Consider the following 14,070-nt stretch of genomic DNA (forward strand, 5'->3'; position numbering starts at 1 on the left):
ATTATATCTGGCTCATGCTAAAACTATGATTGATTTCAGCCTCAAAGAAATTGTTTCTGTTAGCCTTATCTTGTTTGCCATTATAGACATACTGGGTTCTATACCTATCATTATTGAGCTGCGGCGGCGCGAGGGAGTAATACAGTCAGAGAAAGCTACCATTGTGGCTGGTTGTATTATGGTGGCATTTCTGTTTTTGGGCGATGGAATCTTGAGGCTGTTTGGTATTGACTTTCAGTCTTTCGCGCTGGCTGGTTCTATCATTATCTTTTTGCTGGGCATGGAAATGGTGCTGGGCATTCACCTGTTTCACTCCAACCCCGAAGTTAAAACAGGCTCTATTGTTCCCTTAGCCTTTCCGCTGATTGTGGGCGCCGGTACCATGACCACGCTCCTGTCTCTGCGAGCGGCTTATGCCTTACCTAACGTAATGGTGGGCATTCTGCTGAACCTGCTTTTCGTGTACATAGTCTTAAAAAGCTCAAACTGGCTGGAGCGAAAACTAGGACAGAACGGCACCGAGGTGCTCCGCAAGGTGTTCGGGGTAATACTGTTAGCCATTGCCATAAAACTGTTCAAGACCCACGTAAGCTTCTAAAGCTGTTTTTGGGCTGATTTCTGAAAAAGGAGCCAAAAACAGACTTTCCCCTGCTTTCACCACGCAATACATCACTTCCAATCAAAATATTCCAGTCCCTGCGCGGTGCCTTCCATAGCATTGGGTAATTTTGCAGAACACAATAAATTCTGTTTTGATAGAAATATTTACCGACGGTGCTTCACGCGGCAACCCAGGCCCTGGCGGGTATGGCGTTATTTTGCGCTATGGCCCACATGTGAAAGAGCTGAGCGAAGGCTTTAGAAAAACCACCAACAACCGCATGGAGCTGTTGGCGGTGATTGTTGCCCTGGAAGCTATTACTAAACCAGGCATACCGGTTACCATTTACTCAGACTCAAAGTACGTGGTAGACGCCGTTGAGAAGCGTTGGGTTTTTGGCTGGGAAAAGAAAGGGTTCAGCGGCAAAGCCAACCCCGACCTGTGGCAGCGGTTTTTGAAGATCTACCGCAAGCACCAGGTAAAATTTGTTTGGGTTCGCGGTCACGCTGGCCACGCCGAAAATGAGCGTTGCGACGAATTAGCCGTAGCCGCCGCTCTGCAACCCAACTTGCCCCCAGACAAAGGGTTTGAAGCCGCGAATTAATTTGCTAATTGGTTAATGTGCTAATGGTTTAATGGGTTCATGTGCTACTTAACAAATTAGAAATTTCTTGAACAGCAACTTTGACAGCAAGCCACAGAAAACTTATACCAAAGCTCGATGGCACTCCACACTAAAATTAGCACATCAGCACATTAATAAATCAGCACATTAACAAGTGGCCAACGATTACTTCCAGTTTAAGCAGTTTCTCATAAAGCAAGATCGGTGCGCCATGAAAGTGTGCACCGATTCCTGCGTGTTAGGAGCCTATGCAGATGTAGCCGGAGCTCGCCGCATACTGGACATTGGCGCGGGAACAGGGTTATTAAGTTTAATGGCAGCGCAACGCGCCCCGGAGGCGCAAATTGAGGCCGTGGAGATTGAACCCGATGCCGCAGCACAAGCCCAAGAGAATTTTTTGGCTAGTCCGTGGGCAAATAGGCTGAAGTTGCACCGTCAAAGCTTGCAAGAGTTTGTTTTACAGGCTCCGGGGTTGTTTGATAGCATCATCAGTAACCCTCCGTTTTTTCAAGCCTCTCTAAAATCTACAGATGTTGCCAAAAACACAGCCAAGCACACCGGTACGCTTACTTTTAAAGAGATTGTAGCATTTGCTCAAAAGTTCCTTAAGCCAAACGGGAAACTACACATTCTGCTACCCCCGCATGAAGCAAAAGTTTTTGAACAAGAGGCAAACACAGCCGGTTTTTTCACGAACCAAGTACTCAATATAGAAGCTACCCCAAACGGAAAGTTGCTGCGTGCCATCCATAGCTATTCACGCCAAGCTTCTCCTTTGCAAACCCACTGGCTGCCCGTGCGTGAAAAAGACGGTAGTTATACCCTCCCCTTCCAGAAGCTTCTGCAGGAATTCTATTTAATTTTTTAAGTCTGTTTTAGCCTTGTTTTCTACAAAACAGCGCAAAAACAACTACCCTTCCCGCTCTTTAAATTTCACACCGTACTGTTCTAGCTCTTCCAGCACTGGCTCATACAGTTCAGCCTGAAGCGGTACCACCACACCGGTTTGACGCAGTTTCCCCTGCAGCAGCAATTTGGTAGCTATGCCAATAGGTAAACCCACTGTTTTGGCCATGGCTGTTTTTACTTCATCTTCCCCAATTACTACCAATGAGGAGGTAAGAGATTTCCGCTGCCCGTTCAGCTCATACTCAAACTGGTGCAGCATCACAATCATGTCTTTGTCGCCGGGGCTAAGTTTCCATTTTTGGGTGAGCAACTTTTCTAGAGCTTGGGCAGGGGTAGCTTTTTCTAGATCTATAGGTAGTTCATCAAAAAGACCAGTCCACTCTACCAGACGCAGTTCATCTGCTTCAGGGTTTAAACCAATGTACTTGGCCACCCGCTCCCGCAGATTTTTTTCTTGTGTTTTAGCAGGCAACAAGCTTTCCACCAGCTCCCGGTAAGTCATGCGGTCAGACCCCTCCAAAGAGTATGAGTCGTCGGTGAGGCCTAACTGCACCAGCACGTGCCACGCCTGGCAGTATCCAGCCCGCCTCAAGGTGCCGCGCAGCATGGTAGGTATATTATCCAAGCCATACAATTTCCGGTAGCCCAAAGAATCGCGGTTAGCGTAACCGTCAAAATAGCCAAAGCCATCTACCAGAAACGTTTCAGTACGGTTAAAGAGGTGGTGGTACGGAATGTATTTATAGGTCCCATTCTGGATAAACTTAGCCGTGCCCTGACCAGCCAATACCACATTGCGCGGGTTCCAGGTAAACTTGTAGTGCCACGGATTATTGTCTGACTCCGGAGCCACCAAACCACCAGTGAACGACTTGAAAGAAGTAACTGTGCCGCCCTGCGCTTTTATATGATGAATAATCTTGATGGCCGACATATGGTCTATGCCAGGGTCAAGACCACATTCCATGATAAAGGTGAGCCCTTTCTCTTTGGCTTCTTCATCCATGGCTTTTATTTCAGGTGGCACATAAGACGCCGTGACTAAATGTCTGTTTTGGGAAAGACAAGTCTCAGCTACCAAAGGATGAAAAGCCGCCGGCAACATAGAAATCACCACATCGGCCTCTACAATGCAGGTTTCCCGCTGGGCCAAGTCATGCACATCAAAAGGGAACACGCTCACCTGCTCATGTTCCCGTACCTCTGGCGCCAGATGATCTACTGTGACATCTCCTATGGTCACCTGCCACTTTTCTGCGGCAGCGTTAGAAACCAGATAATCAATCAGAACGGAGGCGGAGCGTCCGGCACCTAAGAGCAGAATCTTTTTCATAGCGGGTGTTCAGGGCGTTTATGGCTTACAAAATGGGCAATTTCTGGCGGACAGGCAACCCTACTTGGTTTTTCAGGCTATCTTATTAACTTTGACTCCCGTACGAGGTCTGCGGCACCCGCACAATATGATAGAAAAAGTACAACTTACCATTACCTATGAGGTAGTTACTTCTGACGAAGAACTGACGCAAGAAGAACAGAAAGTGCTTCATTTGGCCCAACAAGCTACCCAAAATGCCTACGCCCCTTACTCCAACTATTTAGTTGGTGCTGCCTTACTTCTCTCTGATGGCAGCATGCACCAGGGCACCAACCAAGAAAATGCCGCTTATCCGTCGGGCCTTTGCGCCGAACGCACTTTATTGTTTGGCGTAGGCTCTAATCATCCTGATAAAAAAATAGAGATGTTGGCCGTTACCGTACGCCGTAGACATGAAAAACATTTTCTGAAAGCCTGCCCCTGCGGCGCCTGCCGTCAGGTATTGGCCGAGTACCAGAACCGTCAAAATGCGCCTATCCGTTTGCTCATGCAGGCCGAAGACGGTAAAATAACCCGCTTGAATTCAGTAGAAGACCTGCTTCCGTTCATGTTCACCAAAGATCAGCTGTAAGCTTGGCTTCAATGCATAGAACTATACAGGTTTCCCGTACGGCACATCTGCATCAGCTGGGGGAACTGACCCCGCACACACAACACGTGTGGTTGGTTCTGCATGGCTACGGTCAACTTGCCAAGTACTTTGTACGTCATTTTGAAGTATTAGCGGACGAAACCACCGCCGTACTAGCACCCGAGGCCTTGTCAAGGTTCTATCTGCAAGGCTTCAACGGCCGCGTAGGCGCCACCTGGATGACAAAGGAAGAACGTCTTCATGAAATACATGATTACATTGGTTATTTAAATGCCGTGTATGAGCAGGTCAGGTCGGAAGCCCCTCATGCCCAGCTTCACGTGTTAGGGTTCTCACAGGGTGCTGCCACTGCTTGCCGCTGGCTAGCTCAGGCGCACTGGCCGGTGACAGAGTTTGTGCTATGGGCTGGTGTGTTTCCGGAAGATATGGAGATGACGGCTGCCCAGCAAAATTTGGCGAACACCCGCCTTACTTATGTGTATGGCTTGCAAGACGAATTTGTAGCCGATGACCGGGTGCAGGAGCAACTTAACCGTGTACGGCAAGTTGGGCTTCAGCCAAAAATTATCACGTTTGAAGGCAAGCATGAATTAAACGCAGAAGTGCTGCTACACCTAAAAAAATTCTCCTGATTCATCTATTTAATTATATTTGCTCAAAATAATATATCTATACAATACTTATATATCATAAAATTTATCATTAATCTTTATTCAATCTTTTTATGAAAACTTTTATTAGAACAATTCTCTTTGCCTTTTTAAGCCTGGCTCTTTGCGCTACCTCAACATGGGGGCAATCTTACAGATCTAACCAGAGCGGAACCTCTTCAGATACCGGTCAACTCTACGACACCCAAAAGCGGATGGTCCTTTACACGGCCCGGTTTCCGGAATCAAAAAATATGCTGACGCAGTTTCTGCAGAACTTTGCCATCCGGATAAACAAGAAAGAGGAAACCACAGAATATCTGGAGGTAGAATTTACGGTATCACCAGAGCATTTGCCCAAACTTGACTCACTCAGCAATTTATTAGGCTGGATGGAAAGCAATGTAATGACCACGGTAGATAAAACAGAACGCGTTTCCAGGTACCACTATAATTTGGAAGACGAGCAAATAAAACTTGATAGCCTGCAGGCTGCCCTACACAGAGGCAATCTTACGCCTGAGTTGACAATCTCCCTTGAAAAAGGCATGGCTCAGTCAGAGGCCGTCATAAGAAACCTAAAAAGAGAACTCAAAACCATTAGCCAGCGCGACAGTTTGGCATTAGTCTCTATAAAGCTGCACGATGAAATAAGCGTACCCACCACCTCAGGCAAGGTGACGTTTGTGAACATGCCAGGCGTAGAGTACGGATTACTGTTTGTGGAGAACCCTAAGCCGGGCATAAGCTCTAAACTGTATCAGAGCTATTCAATTAAATATATGTTTACGCGCGGCAAAAGCTACTTTACCGTGGGGGTTATGAAAGAGGTGAACCCAAACCCAGTAGAGGGCGCCACAGACAAAAGCGACTCTACCCGTTACGGCGAAATGTTTGCCTTTGGTTTTGGCCAGGACTTTTACCCTAAGCACTTTGGGCGAGGCAAGCGCAAGTTCTTTAACCTCTATACCGGCTATCAGTTAGGCTTGGCTATTCTCACACAAAATGACGAAGAAGACAGCCGCGCCATGCCTACTGCAAACCTGAGTATGGGGCTGGAACTGATTAAAACCAAACATATTTTACTAGACAACAAGGTAAGTTATTTTCTACCCCTACACGACCTGAACCGAAACCTCAGAGGCATTCTGTATAATGCTTCCTTCAACTTTGTGTTTTAGCAGGTTGTCTGGCAGTATTTATTGGTCATTGCCCCACATGCCGGGCATGACAATCTCCAGCAGGTGTTGGTCAGGGTCACGGAAGTAGCATGACTTGCGGTTGTGAGGCCACTCCTGCTCGTGTTCGATGGCAATAGCGGCCTGCTGCAGCTTTTCTTTCCAGCTTAAGTACTCCTCTGGCTCGCATTCAAACGCAACATGCAATTGGCCGTACCCAAAGTGTGGGGGCAGATCATTTATTTCTTTGGTCACCTCTGCTATAAAACAAAGCAGCACTGAACTTCCGGTTCTGAAAAACACATGACGCCCTGCAGCCTCTGCAATAATAGGGAGCCCTAAAACTTGATTGTAGAACTGGGTGGTACGGGTCAGGTCTTGCACGTACAGGCAAGTTTCTTTGATTTGGCGAAATTTCATACGTAAGGCATTTTCTTACTCTACCAGTAAACTCACCTTATGTTGCCTGTTTATGGCTTGTTTTCGTAAAAACAGCTTAAAAACAGAAAAGCCTTTCATATGCTGAAAGGCTTTTCTGTTTTATTGGCGGCTGATAACGGTAGCTGATGCCTGAGCTGTTGGAAGCACCATCACCTCTGCCAGATTCACGTGTTTAGGCCGGGTGACCATAAAGTGAATAATTTCAGCAATATCTTCTGCCACTAAAGGCTCAAAACCTTGGTACACGCTGGCCGCGCGGGCCTTGTCGCCTTTAAACCGTACTTCAGAGAATTCTGTCTCTACGGCACCGGGGTTCACTTCTGAAACTTTGATACCCTCATGCACCAAATCAATGCGCATGCTTTTAGAGAGGGCGTCAACAGCAAATTTACTGGCGCAGTATACGTTGCCGTTGGCGTAAGCCTCTTTGCCGGCAATTGAACCGATATTTATGATGTGGCCGCTCTTTCGCTCAATCATGCCTGGCAGCACCGCTTTTGTCACGTACAACAGGCCCTTCACGTTAATATCCAGCATGGCGTCCCAGTCATTGACATCGCCGCTCTGGATGGGCGCCAGACCGTGTGCATTTCCAGCGTTATTAATGAGCACGTCTATTTGACGCCATTCTTCCGGTAGGTTCTGGACCGCCTCCTGCACGGCGGCGTTATCACGTACATCAAACTGAAGGGTCTTTACTTGATCTGCCCCGAATAAATCAACCAGTTCATGTAAACGTTCCTCTCTTCTGCCGGCTGCAATAATTTTAAAACCGTTCTGCGCCAACACAACGGCTGTGGCTTTGCCTATTCCAGAAGTAGCACCAGTTACAAAAGCTATTTTCTGCGCCATGGGGAGGTTATTATTCAAAATTGAGGTATAGAGTAATGGTATTGGTGGTGAGACGCTGCATGGTGTTGTAGTACAAGTTGTTGTGCGCCGGCTCATGCAAGTTTGTGATACCCCTTGAATACCTGAGTTCTGGAGAGAACTTGAAAAAGGGGTAAAACATATCAAACCCTACGCCATACTCAATAGTAAAATCTGAGCTGCCCACCTGCAATAACTCTGGGTTTCCTTTTTTAATACCGCCCACCACAAAAGATGGTTTTACGCCCGCTATGAAATACATCTGGCTGTTTTTACGGCGCAAAGACTCATATTTCACCAACAAAGGCATTTCAAGGGAAAAAGTATTGACCTCCTGCACTACATAATCATCTGTAGAAACAGACCGTAAATCACCCTTATAGTCTATAGCCCGACCGTGATAGCCTACGCCTGGTTGAAAGCGCACCAGAAAATTAGGAGCCAACCGGTAGGTAGCAATGAAATTGACGTTGAACCCCACCCGGTTTACTGCATTAGCAGAGTAAGCAGAATCAGTCTGCAAGCGGTTTACATAGCTACGTGAATGCTCTAGCTGATACCAAGACGTGTTCAAACCCAAAGAAAAGCCCCACCGCAGAAGCCGTTCTTCATACCCTGGTAGGTTTTCGGTTTTAATTCTGCCTTGCGAAAAAGCCGGGGAAGACAACCCCAACAAAAAGATAATGAGTACGGCTACTATTTTTTGCCCGTGTAAATGGAGCTGATGCCGAAAGTAAGTGAGTGCCATTCTGTGGTTTTAAATCCGATTTTATTTAAAATAGTCAGAAAGTCTTTGCCATCTGGGAACGCCTGCACCGACTCAGGCAGGTACGTATAAGCGGCATTATCTTTAGAGATGAGCTTTCCGAAAACCGGTAGTATGTGCTTGAAATAAAAATTATAGGTCTGTTTCATAGGAAACTTCTGCGGCTTGGAAAACTCAAGAATTACCGCTTTCCCACCAGGCTTCAGAACCCTGTACATTTCTGATAAGCCTTTCTCCAGGTTCTCAAAGTTACGCACTCCAAAAGCCACCGTAATGGCGTCAAAATGGTTGTCTGGAAACTGGATGTTCTCAGAATCTCCTAACTGCAGCTCAATTACGTTTTCCAGCCCGCGCTTTTTAATTTTCTCGCGGCCCACCGCCAGCATTCCTTCAGAGATATCAAGACCAATAATCTGCCGGGGCTTTAAACGCATCGCCTCCAGGGCAAAGTCGCCGGTACCGGTGGCAATATCCAGCAACAACTGTGGTTTGGTCTGCTCTAGCAGTTTCACCGCTTTCTTACGCCAAATAATATCTATACCCGCACTCAGGAAATGGTTAAGGAAGTCATAGCGCTTGGCTATGCTGTTAAACATTTGGGCAACCTGCGTCTTCTTTCCGGTCTCTTGATCTTTATAAGGAACTACTGACATGTATTGTTACTTCTCAATTTGAAAGGGCAAAGCTACTATGGTTTAACTACATTTTACCGATAATGTTGTAAGTCGCCTCTACTCTTACGCACAAAGCCCCAGCCAAAAGGGCTGGGGCTTTGTTTTTGGGCTGTTTTAAGAAAATCAGCTTTAAAACATAAATGCTTATTGTTCGTCGGCTCTTCTGATGACGTTGAACTCAGTGCGGCGGTTCAGCTGCATGTTTTCAGCGGATGTATTAGGCGCAGCCGGACGACGCTCTCCGTAGCTCACGGTAATTAATCTGTTAGGGGCAATACCTTGCTGAATCAGGTAGTTATAGGCTGCCATAGCGCGATTTTCACCTAACTGAATGTTGTAGGCATCTGAGGCACGTGAGTCAGTGTGTCCGTCAATAGAAAGGCGTAGAGTTGGATTTGCCTTCAACACCCGTGCTATATTATCTAACTCAGTAATTGACTCAGCACGAAGGTTGTACTTATCAGTATCGAAGTAGATGCGTTTGAAGGCAAAGGCGCCACCACTTATGGCTGTTTCATCTACAAAATCAATATAGAAGTCTTTCTCTACCACAGTGGTGTCATTCAAAGAAAGCGGCACCTCAAATTGCTCGTTGGCTATGTTTTTACCGTCACGTGACAAGGCTACCTGGTACGGACGAGAAGACAGCACGGTCACTTGGTAAGTACCCGAATCTGGTTTTGTCACATCTCTGTACTCAAGTGGGGTATTGTTTGCAGCCTTACCAGTGAAAACCAACTCAACCCCTGGTATAATGGTACTGTCCCGCAGGCTGTATACACGCCCCTTAACAATAGCATTACGGATGTAGTTGATGGTGTAAATGTCTTTTTCACCGTAGCCACCCATACGATAAGAAGAAAGGTACGCCAAACGTCCATCTGAACTTAAACGGTAATAAGTATCATCATCTGGCGTGTTGATTGGGTAACCCATGTTTTCAGGTCTGCTCCAGCGGCCAGAAACGGTGTCAAACTCTATTTTGAAGATATCGTACCCACCCATTGTGTTATGGCCACGTGAACTGAAGAACATGGTTCTGCCATCTGGGGTAAAGTAAGGGCTATCTTCATCAAACGGTGTATTCACTCCGTTTCCAAAGTTTCTAGGCGCTCCCCAATCACCATTGTCCATTCTTTTTGAATAGTAAATGTCAAGGTCACCATTTTCTGAAAAACGGTTGGTAGAGAAATAAAGCGTACTTCCATCTGGAGTGATATAGGCATCACTTTCAAATTCACGTGAGTTGATGTTGCTGTTCAGTTTAGTTGGCGGGGTCCATTCACCAGTCTCGCCACGGCTTGAAACAAAGATGTCACCGTTTTGGTCCTGACGGTACATGAGCAGCTTTTGGTCATTATCAAAAAGTTGGATAGAAGCATCGTGCCCGGTACCGTTCAGTCTGCCGCTCAACGAACGGGGGGCAGACCATGAATCTGGCCCCAAACGGTCAGCTTCAAAAATATCTTCGTAGTATTCACCGTCTTCGGCCTCTTTGCCACCGGTTACGGCTCTACTTCTGGAAGTAAACAACAGGTAGTTATCATCTTTTGAGATAACTGGGCTATGTTCTGAATAAGCTGTATTGACCTCAGGGCCAAGGTTTTTCACGAACACATCTTTAGGGTTAGCCACTTCCTTTTTGGCGTTACGTGCATGCTGTATCAGAAGAGCGGCCTGCTCTTTGCCTTCCACATCGCGTTTGCCTAGTGTCTTCTGGTAATCCTGAGCATTCTTGATGGCCTCATCAAATTCATAGTTCACCAAATTCACCCGGCCCATCCAGTAAAGGGCGTCTTCCCCAACTTTCGGCTTAAGGGTGTAGGCTTTCTTAATGTACTCGCCTGCTTTCTCTTTGTCAAAGGCAATTAAGCTAATACCTGCCCGGTAAAGGGCTTTGGCATTATCCGGATCCCTTTCCAGCACCTGCTCATAATAAGGCAAGGCTGCACGGAAATTGGCTTGGTTGAACATCTTATCTCCTTTTCTGATAAGCTGGCGAGTACTCTGCCCCATGGCAGCAGTGACCATGAAGAATAGAGTCAGAAATAATAATGATGTTTTTAACAACCGTTTGTCTAAGTAATCCATAGGTTAGCTTTTAATACTTGCTTCTTTTTTTGCGCAAAACTTAATAAAATAAGCTAGAAGTTAGCTTCAGTCAAGTGCCCGCTGTTCTTGGTCAATATATTCACAGCACAATAATATCTAAATTCTACAATATACATTATAGCAAATACAATATTATTACGTGCTCTACACTAAAATAGCTGGCAGTAAACCAATATTTCTGTTCAAGACCTTTCTTACCTTCTACCTTTGGGCATACGATACTCATAAAATCAAAAAATGGTTTTCCTTTTATGCATGAAAATTCAAGCTCTCATTATGCTTAAAACAGCTTTTCAATTGGGTTGGCAAATATTTGGTACCTTTGAGAAATCTGAAGAGGCACCTATATCTGTTCTTTCACCGTAGGTTTAGAGCGTATAGCATCAGCTGCCTTCAATTCCATTAGAGAAGCTCATATGATTATTAAAGACGCAAAGTTTATCAGTAGTAATACCCGCGCAGACCAATGCCCTCAGACAGAGCTTCCTGAGTATGCTTTTATAGGACGCTCTAACGTAGGCAAGTCTTCTCTAATAAATATGCTCACTGGCCGCACTAAGCTTGCCAAAACCTCCTCTTTTCCGGGAAAGACCCAGCTGATCAACCACTTTCTGATCAATGACAAATGGTACATAGTGGATTTACCCGGCTACGGGTGGGCTAAGGTCAGCAAAACCTCCAGAGAGTCATGGCGCAAGATGATCCATTTTTATTTCCAGAACCGTCCCAACCTTGCCTGTGTATTTTTGCTGATTGATTCACGCTTGCCCCCACAAAAAGTAGATGTGGAATTTTTGGAGCAGCTAGGCATTATGGGGGTTCCTTTTGTGCTTGTCTTCACTAAAACCGACAAGCAGTCTGCTGCCAAAACAGATGCGAATATTTCGCTTTTCATGAATACCTTAAAAGAAAACTGGGAAGAACTACCTCATTACTTAAAAAGTTCATCATCTTCAAAAGAAGGTCGGGATGAGATTCTGCAGTTTATTGAAAGTGTAAACCAACAGTACCACTAGGCTCGGCAGTAACTTTATGTCCTGAAAAACTGCGGCTAGGTTCATGCTGCCTCACCGCTACTAATCTGGCCATGTGTTTTACAGGCAATAATTTTGTTTAATTTTATCGCCTTAAGTACGTATACCAACTGCCTGCGGGTGTAAATAAATAGTCTTACCCATAACCATTAGTTTATTATGCCATTTGACCTGAAAGAGATTGCCTCTATTTCCGGTATGCCCGGCCTTTACCGGATTATTGCCCCCACCCGTAGCGGTGTTATTGTAGAGAGCCTGGCCGAGAAGCCGGTAAGAAGCGTAGCGCAAGCCCGCAACAGAGTTTCTATTCTGCAGGAAATTTCTATGTACACCAATGATGCAGAGCACACCGTGCCCCTTGCTGAAATTTTTGACAGAATCAGAAAGCAATACGGAACCGACTTACCTGTAAACGCAAAATCAAGCTCACAAGAACTTTCTGCATTTGTAGAGTCTGTTTTGCCTGATTATGATCAAGACAGGGTGTACGCCTCTGACATGAAAAAACTAGTACAGTGGTACTCGCTGGTGAATCAGTTTGTGCCTTATACTGAAGAGCAGGAAGCCCCGGCTGAGCAACCAGAGACAACTACAGCAGAAGCCTCTACAACTTCTGAAGCCGAGGAAGCTGAAAAACCAAAAGCATCAAAGAAAAAGGCAAAGTAATAAAACAGAAAAGCCCCGCCAATGGCGGGGCTTTTCTGTTTTATTACTTTTCGTAAAACTGCCCGAAAACAGGTTACACGGCAGCTAATGATCTGTCTTTTACCTTTCTGGGCATCAATAAAGCCTCTACCTCTTCCACCATTTCTTTTGACCCTATATACAAAGGGCATCGCTGGTGCAATTCATTAGGCTGTAAATCTAAAATTCGGTTTTTCCCGTCTGACGCTTTCCCTCCGGCCTGCTCAACAATAAAGCCCAAGGCATTGCACTCATACAGTAAACGTAGTTTACCAAGTGGAGACTTCTGCGTATTAGGGTACATATAAATGCCGCCTTTCAACAAGTTACGGTGAAAGTCTGCCACCAACGAGCCAATATAGCGGGCTGAGTAGTTGCGTACGCGGCAAAGTTCTATGTAATCTTTCACCCCAGCCGGGAAGTGGTGAAAACCACCTTCGTTTACTGAATAAATCTCTCCCTTAGCAGGAATAGTGATGTTGGGGTGTGACAAGAAAAATTCACCCAAAGAAGTTTCATAGGTAAAACCGTTCACGCCGTTACCTGTGGTGTACACTAGCATGGTGCTGGAACCATAGATAATGTACCCCGCTGCCACCTGCTCCGTACCCTTTTGCAGGCAGTCTTCAATGGTGCCGTCTGCACCTTGGTCAGACAAGCGGCGGTAAACAGAGAAAATAGTACCTATAGAAACATTCACATCAATGTTTGAGGAACCATCTAGCGGGTCAATGGCTACAATGTAGCGCCCTTTGTGATTGCCTGTTTGGATTAAGCCATCTTCTTCTTCAGAAACAATGGTGCAAACCTCTCCTCCATTCCGCAGAGCTCTGATAAACCGTATGTTCGCCACAATGTCAAGCCTTTGCTGGTCTTCACCCTGAACGTTCTGCTTGCCATACGCCCCGCCAATATCGGTAAGGCCAGCATGGTTGATAGCCCGGTTCACAATTTTAGCCGCCAACGCAATGTCACGCAGCAACTGAGACAACTCACCAGTGGCATAAGGAAAATCCTCTTGCTTGCGCATAATAAACCGGTCAAGGGTAGTGCCTACCGGAAGCGCTAAGTTTTCTTTGATAGTCATAGGAATAGGATTGGTTTGTATAGGTTTGAACAGTTATTGCAAATATATCAATAAACTAACTATATAAGAGTAAAGAATTAGCAACTTTACACTCTAACCAGCTTAAATAAATTAATTTATTAATTAAACTCTTCCCCTTCAGATGACATTATTTAAATGCCACTTCAGAAGAAGGGTTAGATTAGATATCACAAAACTCGCCTAAGGTAAAAGGAAACCATTGATTAGCCCTTGGAGGAGCCAAGAAAAGCTTCAGTCGCAATTTGAGCCTGCGCAGTTCCTTTTTTATTCAAGAATGAAATGATGTATAAGGCAGAGTGCTTTTTCTACGTTAAAAAGCCATTCTTGTTACAGCTTCCTCTTTTAATCAAACCGTCTACAGAAGACGCATGGCACAAGAATTTAGCGTAAACTACTGCTACTTAGCCTTATTTGCCACCAAAAAACTTGAATCTACTGCCAAACATTTGTT

General features: G+C 45.6%; 15 protein-coding genes. 8 read left to right on the forward strand and 7 right to left on the reverse strand.

What is annotated here, in order from left to right; genetic code table 11:
* The first annotated feature begins 25 nt into the window (after window positions 1–25).
* The 3 genes from A8O23_RS07300 (at window position 26) to A8O23_RS07310 (ending at window position 2,094) form a co-directional block, all read left to right on the forward strand.
* Window positions 26–598, forward strand: coding sequence for a MarC family protein (locus A8O23_RS07300; RefSeq protein WP_066618849.1), 573 nt, complete (start codon window positions 26–28; stop codon window positions 596–598).
* A 154-nt stretch (window positions 599–752) separates the two neighbouring features.
* Window positions 753–1,205 carry a ribonuclease HI gene (gene rnhA / locus A8O23_RS07305; RefSeq protein ID WP_066618852.1) on the forward strand — a complete coding sequence of 151 codons (453 nt, stop codon included), beginning with the start codon at window positions 753–755 and terminating at the stop codon, window positions 1,203–1,205.
* A gap of 175 nt (window positions 1,206–1,380) precedes the next feature.
* The gene (locus A8O23_RS07310) at window positions 1,381–2,094 is read left to right on the forward strand and encodes a tRNA1(Val) (adenine(37)-N6)-methyltransferase (RefSeq protein ID WP_082882942.1); all 714 of its coding nucleotides are present in this window, start codon (window positions 1,381–1,383) and stop codon (window positions 2,092–2,094) included.
* Window positions 2,095–2,136: 42 nt separating this feature from the next.
* On the opposite strand, the gene A8O23_RS07315 is transcribed toward A8O23_RS07310, so the two are convergent.
* Entirely contained in the window at window positions 2,137–3,468 is a 1,332-nt protein-coding gene (locus A8O23_RS07315) for a saccharopine dehydrogenase family protein (protein WP_066618855.1), read from the reverse strand.
* 127 nt (window positions 3,469–3,595) lie between these two features.
* Here A8O23_RS07315 and cdd point away from each other — a divergent pair, with 127 nt between their 5' ends.
* From cdd to A8O23_RS07330, 3 genes are all read left to right on the forward strand, one after another.
* Window positions 3,596–4,081 carry a cytidine deaminase gene (cdd, locus tag A8O23_RS07320; RefSeq protein ID WP_066618858.1) on the forward strand — a complete coding sequence of 162 codons (486 nt, stop codon included), beginning with the start codon at window positions 3,596–3,598 and terminating at the stop codon, window positions 4,079–4,081.
* Between the two features lie 11 nt (window positions 4,082–4,092).
* On the forward strand, window positions 4,093–4,734 hold the full coding sequence (locus tag A8O23_RS07325; protein ID WP_066619511.1) for an alpha/beta hydrolase: 642 nt from the start codon (window positions 4,093–4,095) through the stop codon (window positions 4,732–4,734).
* A gap of 92 nt (window positions 4,735–4,826) precedes the next feature.
* The gene (locus A8O23_RS07330) at window positions 4,827–5,933 is read left to right on the forward strand and encodes a hypothetical protein (protein WP_066618860.1); all 1,107 of its coding nucleotides are present in this window, start codon (window positions 4,827–4,829) and stop codon (window positions 5,931–5,933) included.
* 18 nt (window positions 5,934–5,951) lie between these two features.
* Here A8O23_RS07330 and A8O23_RS07335 read toward each other — a convergent pair whose 3' ends face one another.
* From A8O23_RS07335 to A8O23_RS07355, 5 genes are all read right to left on the reverse strand, one after another.
* Window positions 5,952–6,350: a VOC family protein gene (locus A8O23_RS07335; protein WP_066618862.1), complete on the reverse strand. Its 399-nt coding sequence runs from the start codon at window positions 6,348–6,350 to the stop codon at window positions 5,952–5,954.
* A gap of 120 nt (window positions 6,351–6,470) precedes the next feature.
* Entirely contained in the window at window positions 6,471–7,223 is a 753-nt protein-coding gene (locus tag A8O23_RS07340) for an SDR family NAD(P)-dependent oxidoreductase (RefSeq protein ID WP_066618864.1), read from the reverse strand.
* 10 nt (window positions 7,224–7,233) lie between these two features.
* Entirely contained in the window at window positions 7,234–7,989 is a 756-nt protein-coding gene (gene porT, locus A8O23_RS07345) for a type IX secretion/gliding motility protein PorT/SprT (RefSeq protein ID WP_082882943.1), read from the reverse strand.
* Complete coding sequence (gene ubiE / locus A8O23_RS07350) at window positions 7,938–8,660, reverse strand: bifunctional demethylmenaquinone methyltransferase/2-methoxy-6-polyprenyl-1,4-benzoquinol methylase UbiE (RefSeq protein ID WP_066618867.1); 723 nt, start codon at window positions 8,658–8,660, stop codon at window positions 7,938–7,940. The genes porT and ubiE overlap by 52 nt, the downstream gene beginning before the upstream one ends.
* Before the next feature lie 165 nt (window positions 8,661–8,825).
* The gene (locus tag A8O23_RS07355) at window positions 8,826–10,772 is read right to left on the reverse strand and encodes an OmpA family protein (protein WP_066618870.1); all 1,947 of its coding nucleotides are present in this window, start codon (window positions 10,770–10,772) and stop codon (window positions 8,826–8,828) included.
* Between the two features lie 437 nt (window positions 10,773–11,209).
* On the opposite strand from A8O23_RS07355, the gene yihA reads away from it, so the two are divergent.
* Both yihA and A8O23_RS07365 read left to right on the forward strand, forming a co-directional pair.
* The gene (yihA, locus tag A8O23_RS07360; protein ID WP_066618873.1) at window positions 11,210–11,809 is read left to right on the forward strand and encodes a ribosome biogenesis GTP-binding protein YihA/YsxC; all 600 of its coding nucleotides are present in this window, start codon (window positions 11,210–11,212) and stop codon (window positions 11,807–11,809) included.
* Window positions 11,810–11,986: 177 nt separating this feature from the next.
* On the forward strand, window positions 11,987–12,493 hold the full coding sequence (locus A8O23_RS07365) for a DUF5606 family protein (RefSeq protein ID WP_066618876.1): 507 nt from the start codon (window positions 11,987–11,989) through the stop codon (window positions 12,491–12,493).
* 73 nt (window positions 12,494–12,566) lie between these two features.
* On the opposite strand, the gene fbp is transcribed toward A8O23_RS07365, so the two are convergent.
* Window positions 12,567–13,598, reverse strand: coding sequence for a class 1 fructose-bisphosphatase (gene fbp, locus A8O23_RS07370; protein WP_066618879.1), 1,032 nt, complete (start codon window positions 13,596–13,598; stop codon window positions 12,567–12,569).
* Between the last annotated feature and the right edge of the window lie 472 nt (window positions 13,599–14,070).

The sequence above is a fragment of the Rufibacter roseus genome, assembly GCF_001647285.1.
GTDB classification, from domain to species: Bacteria; Bacteroidota; Bacteroidia; order Cytophagales; family Hymenobacteraceae; genus Nibribacter; species Nibribacter roseus.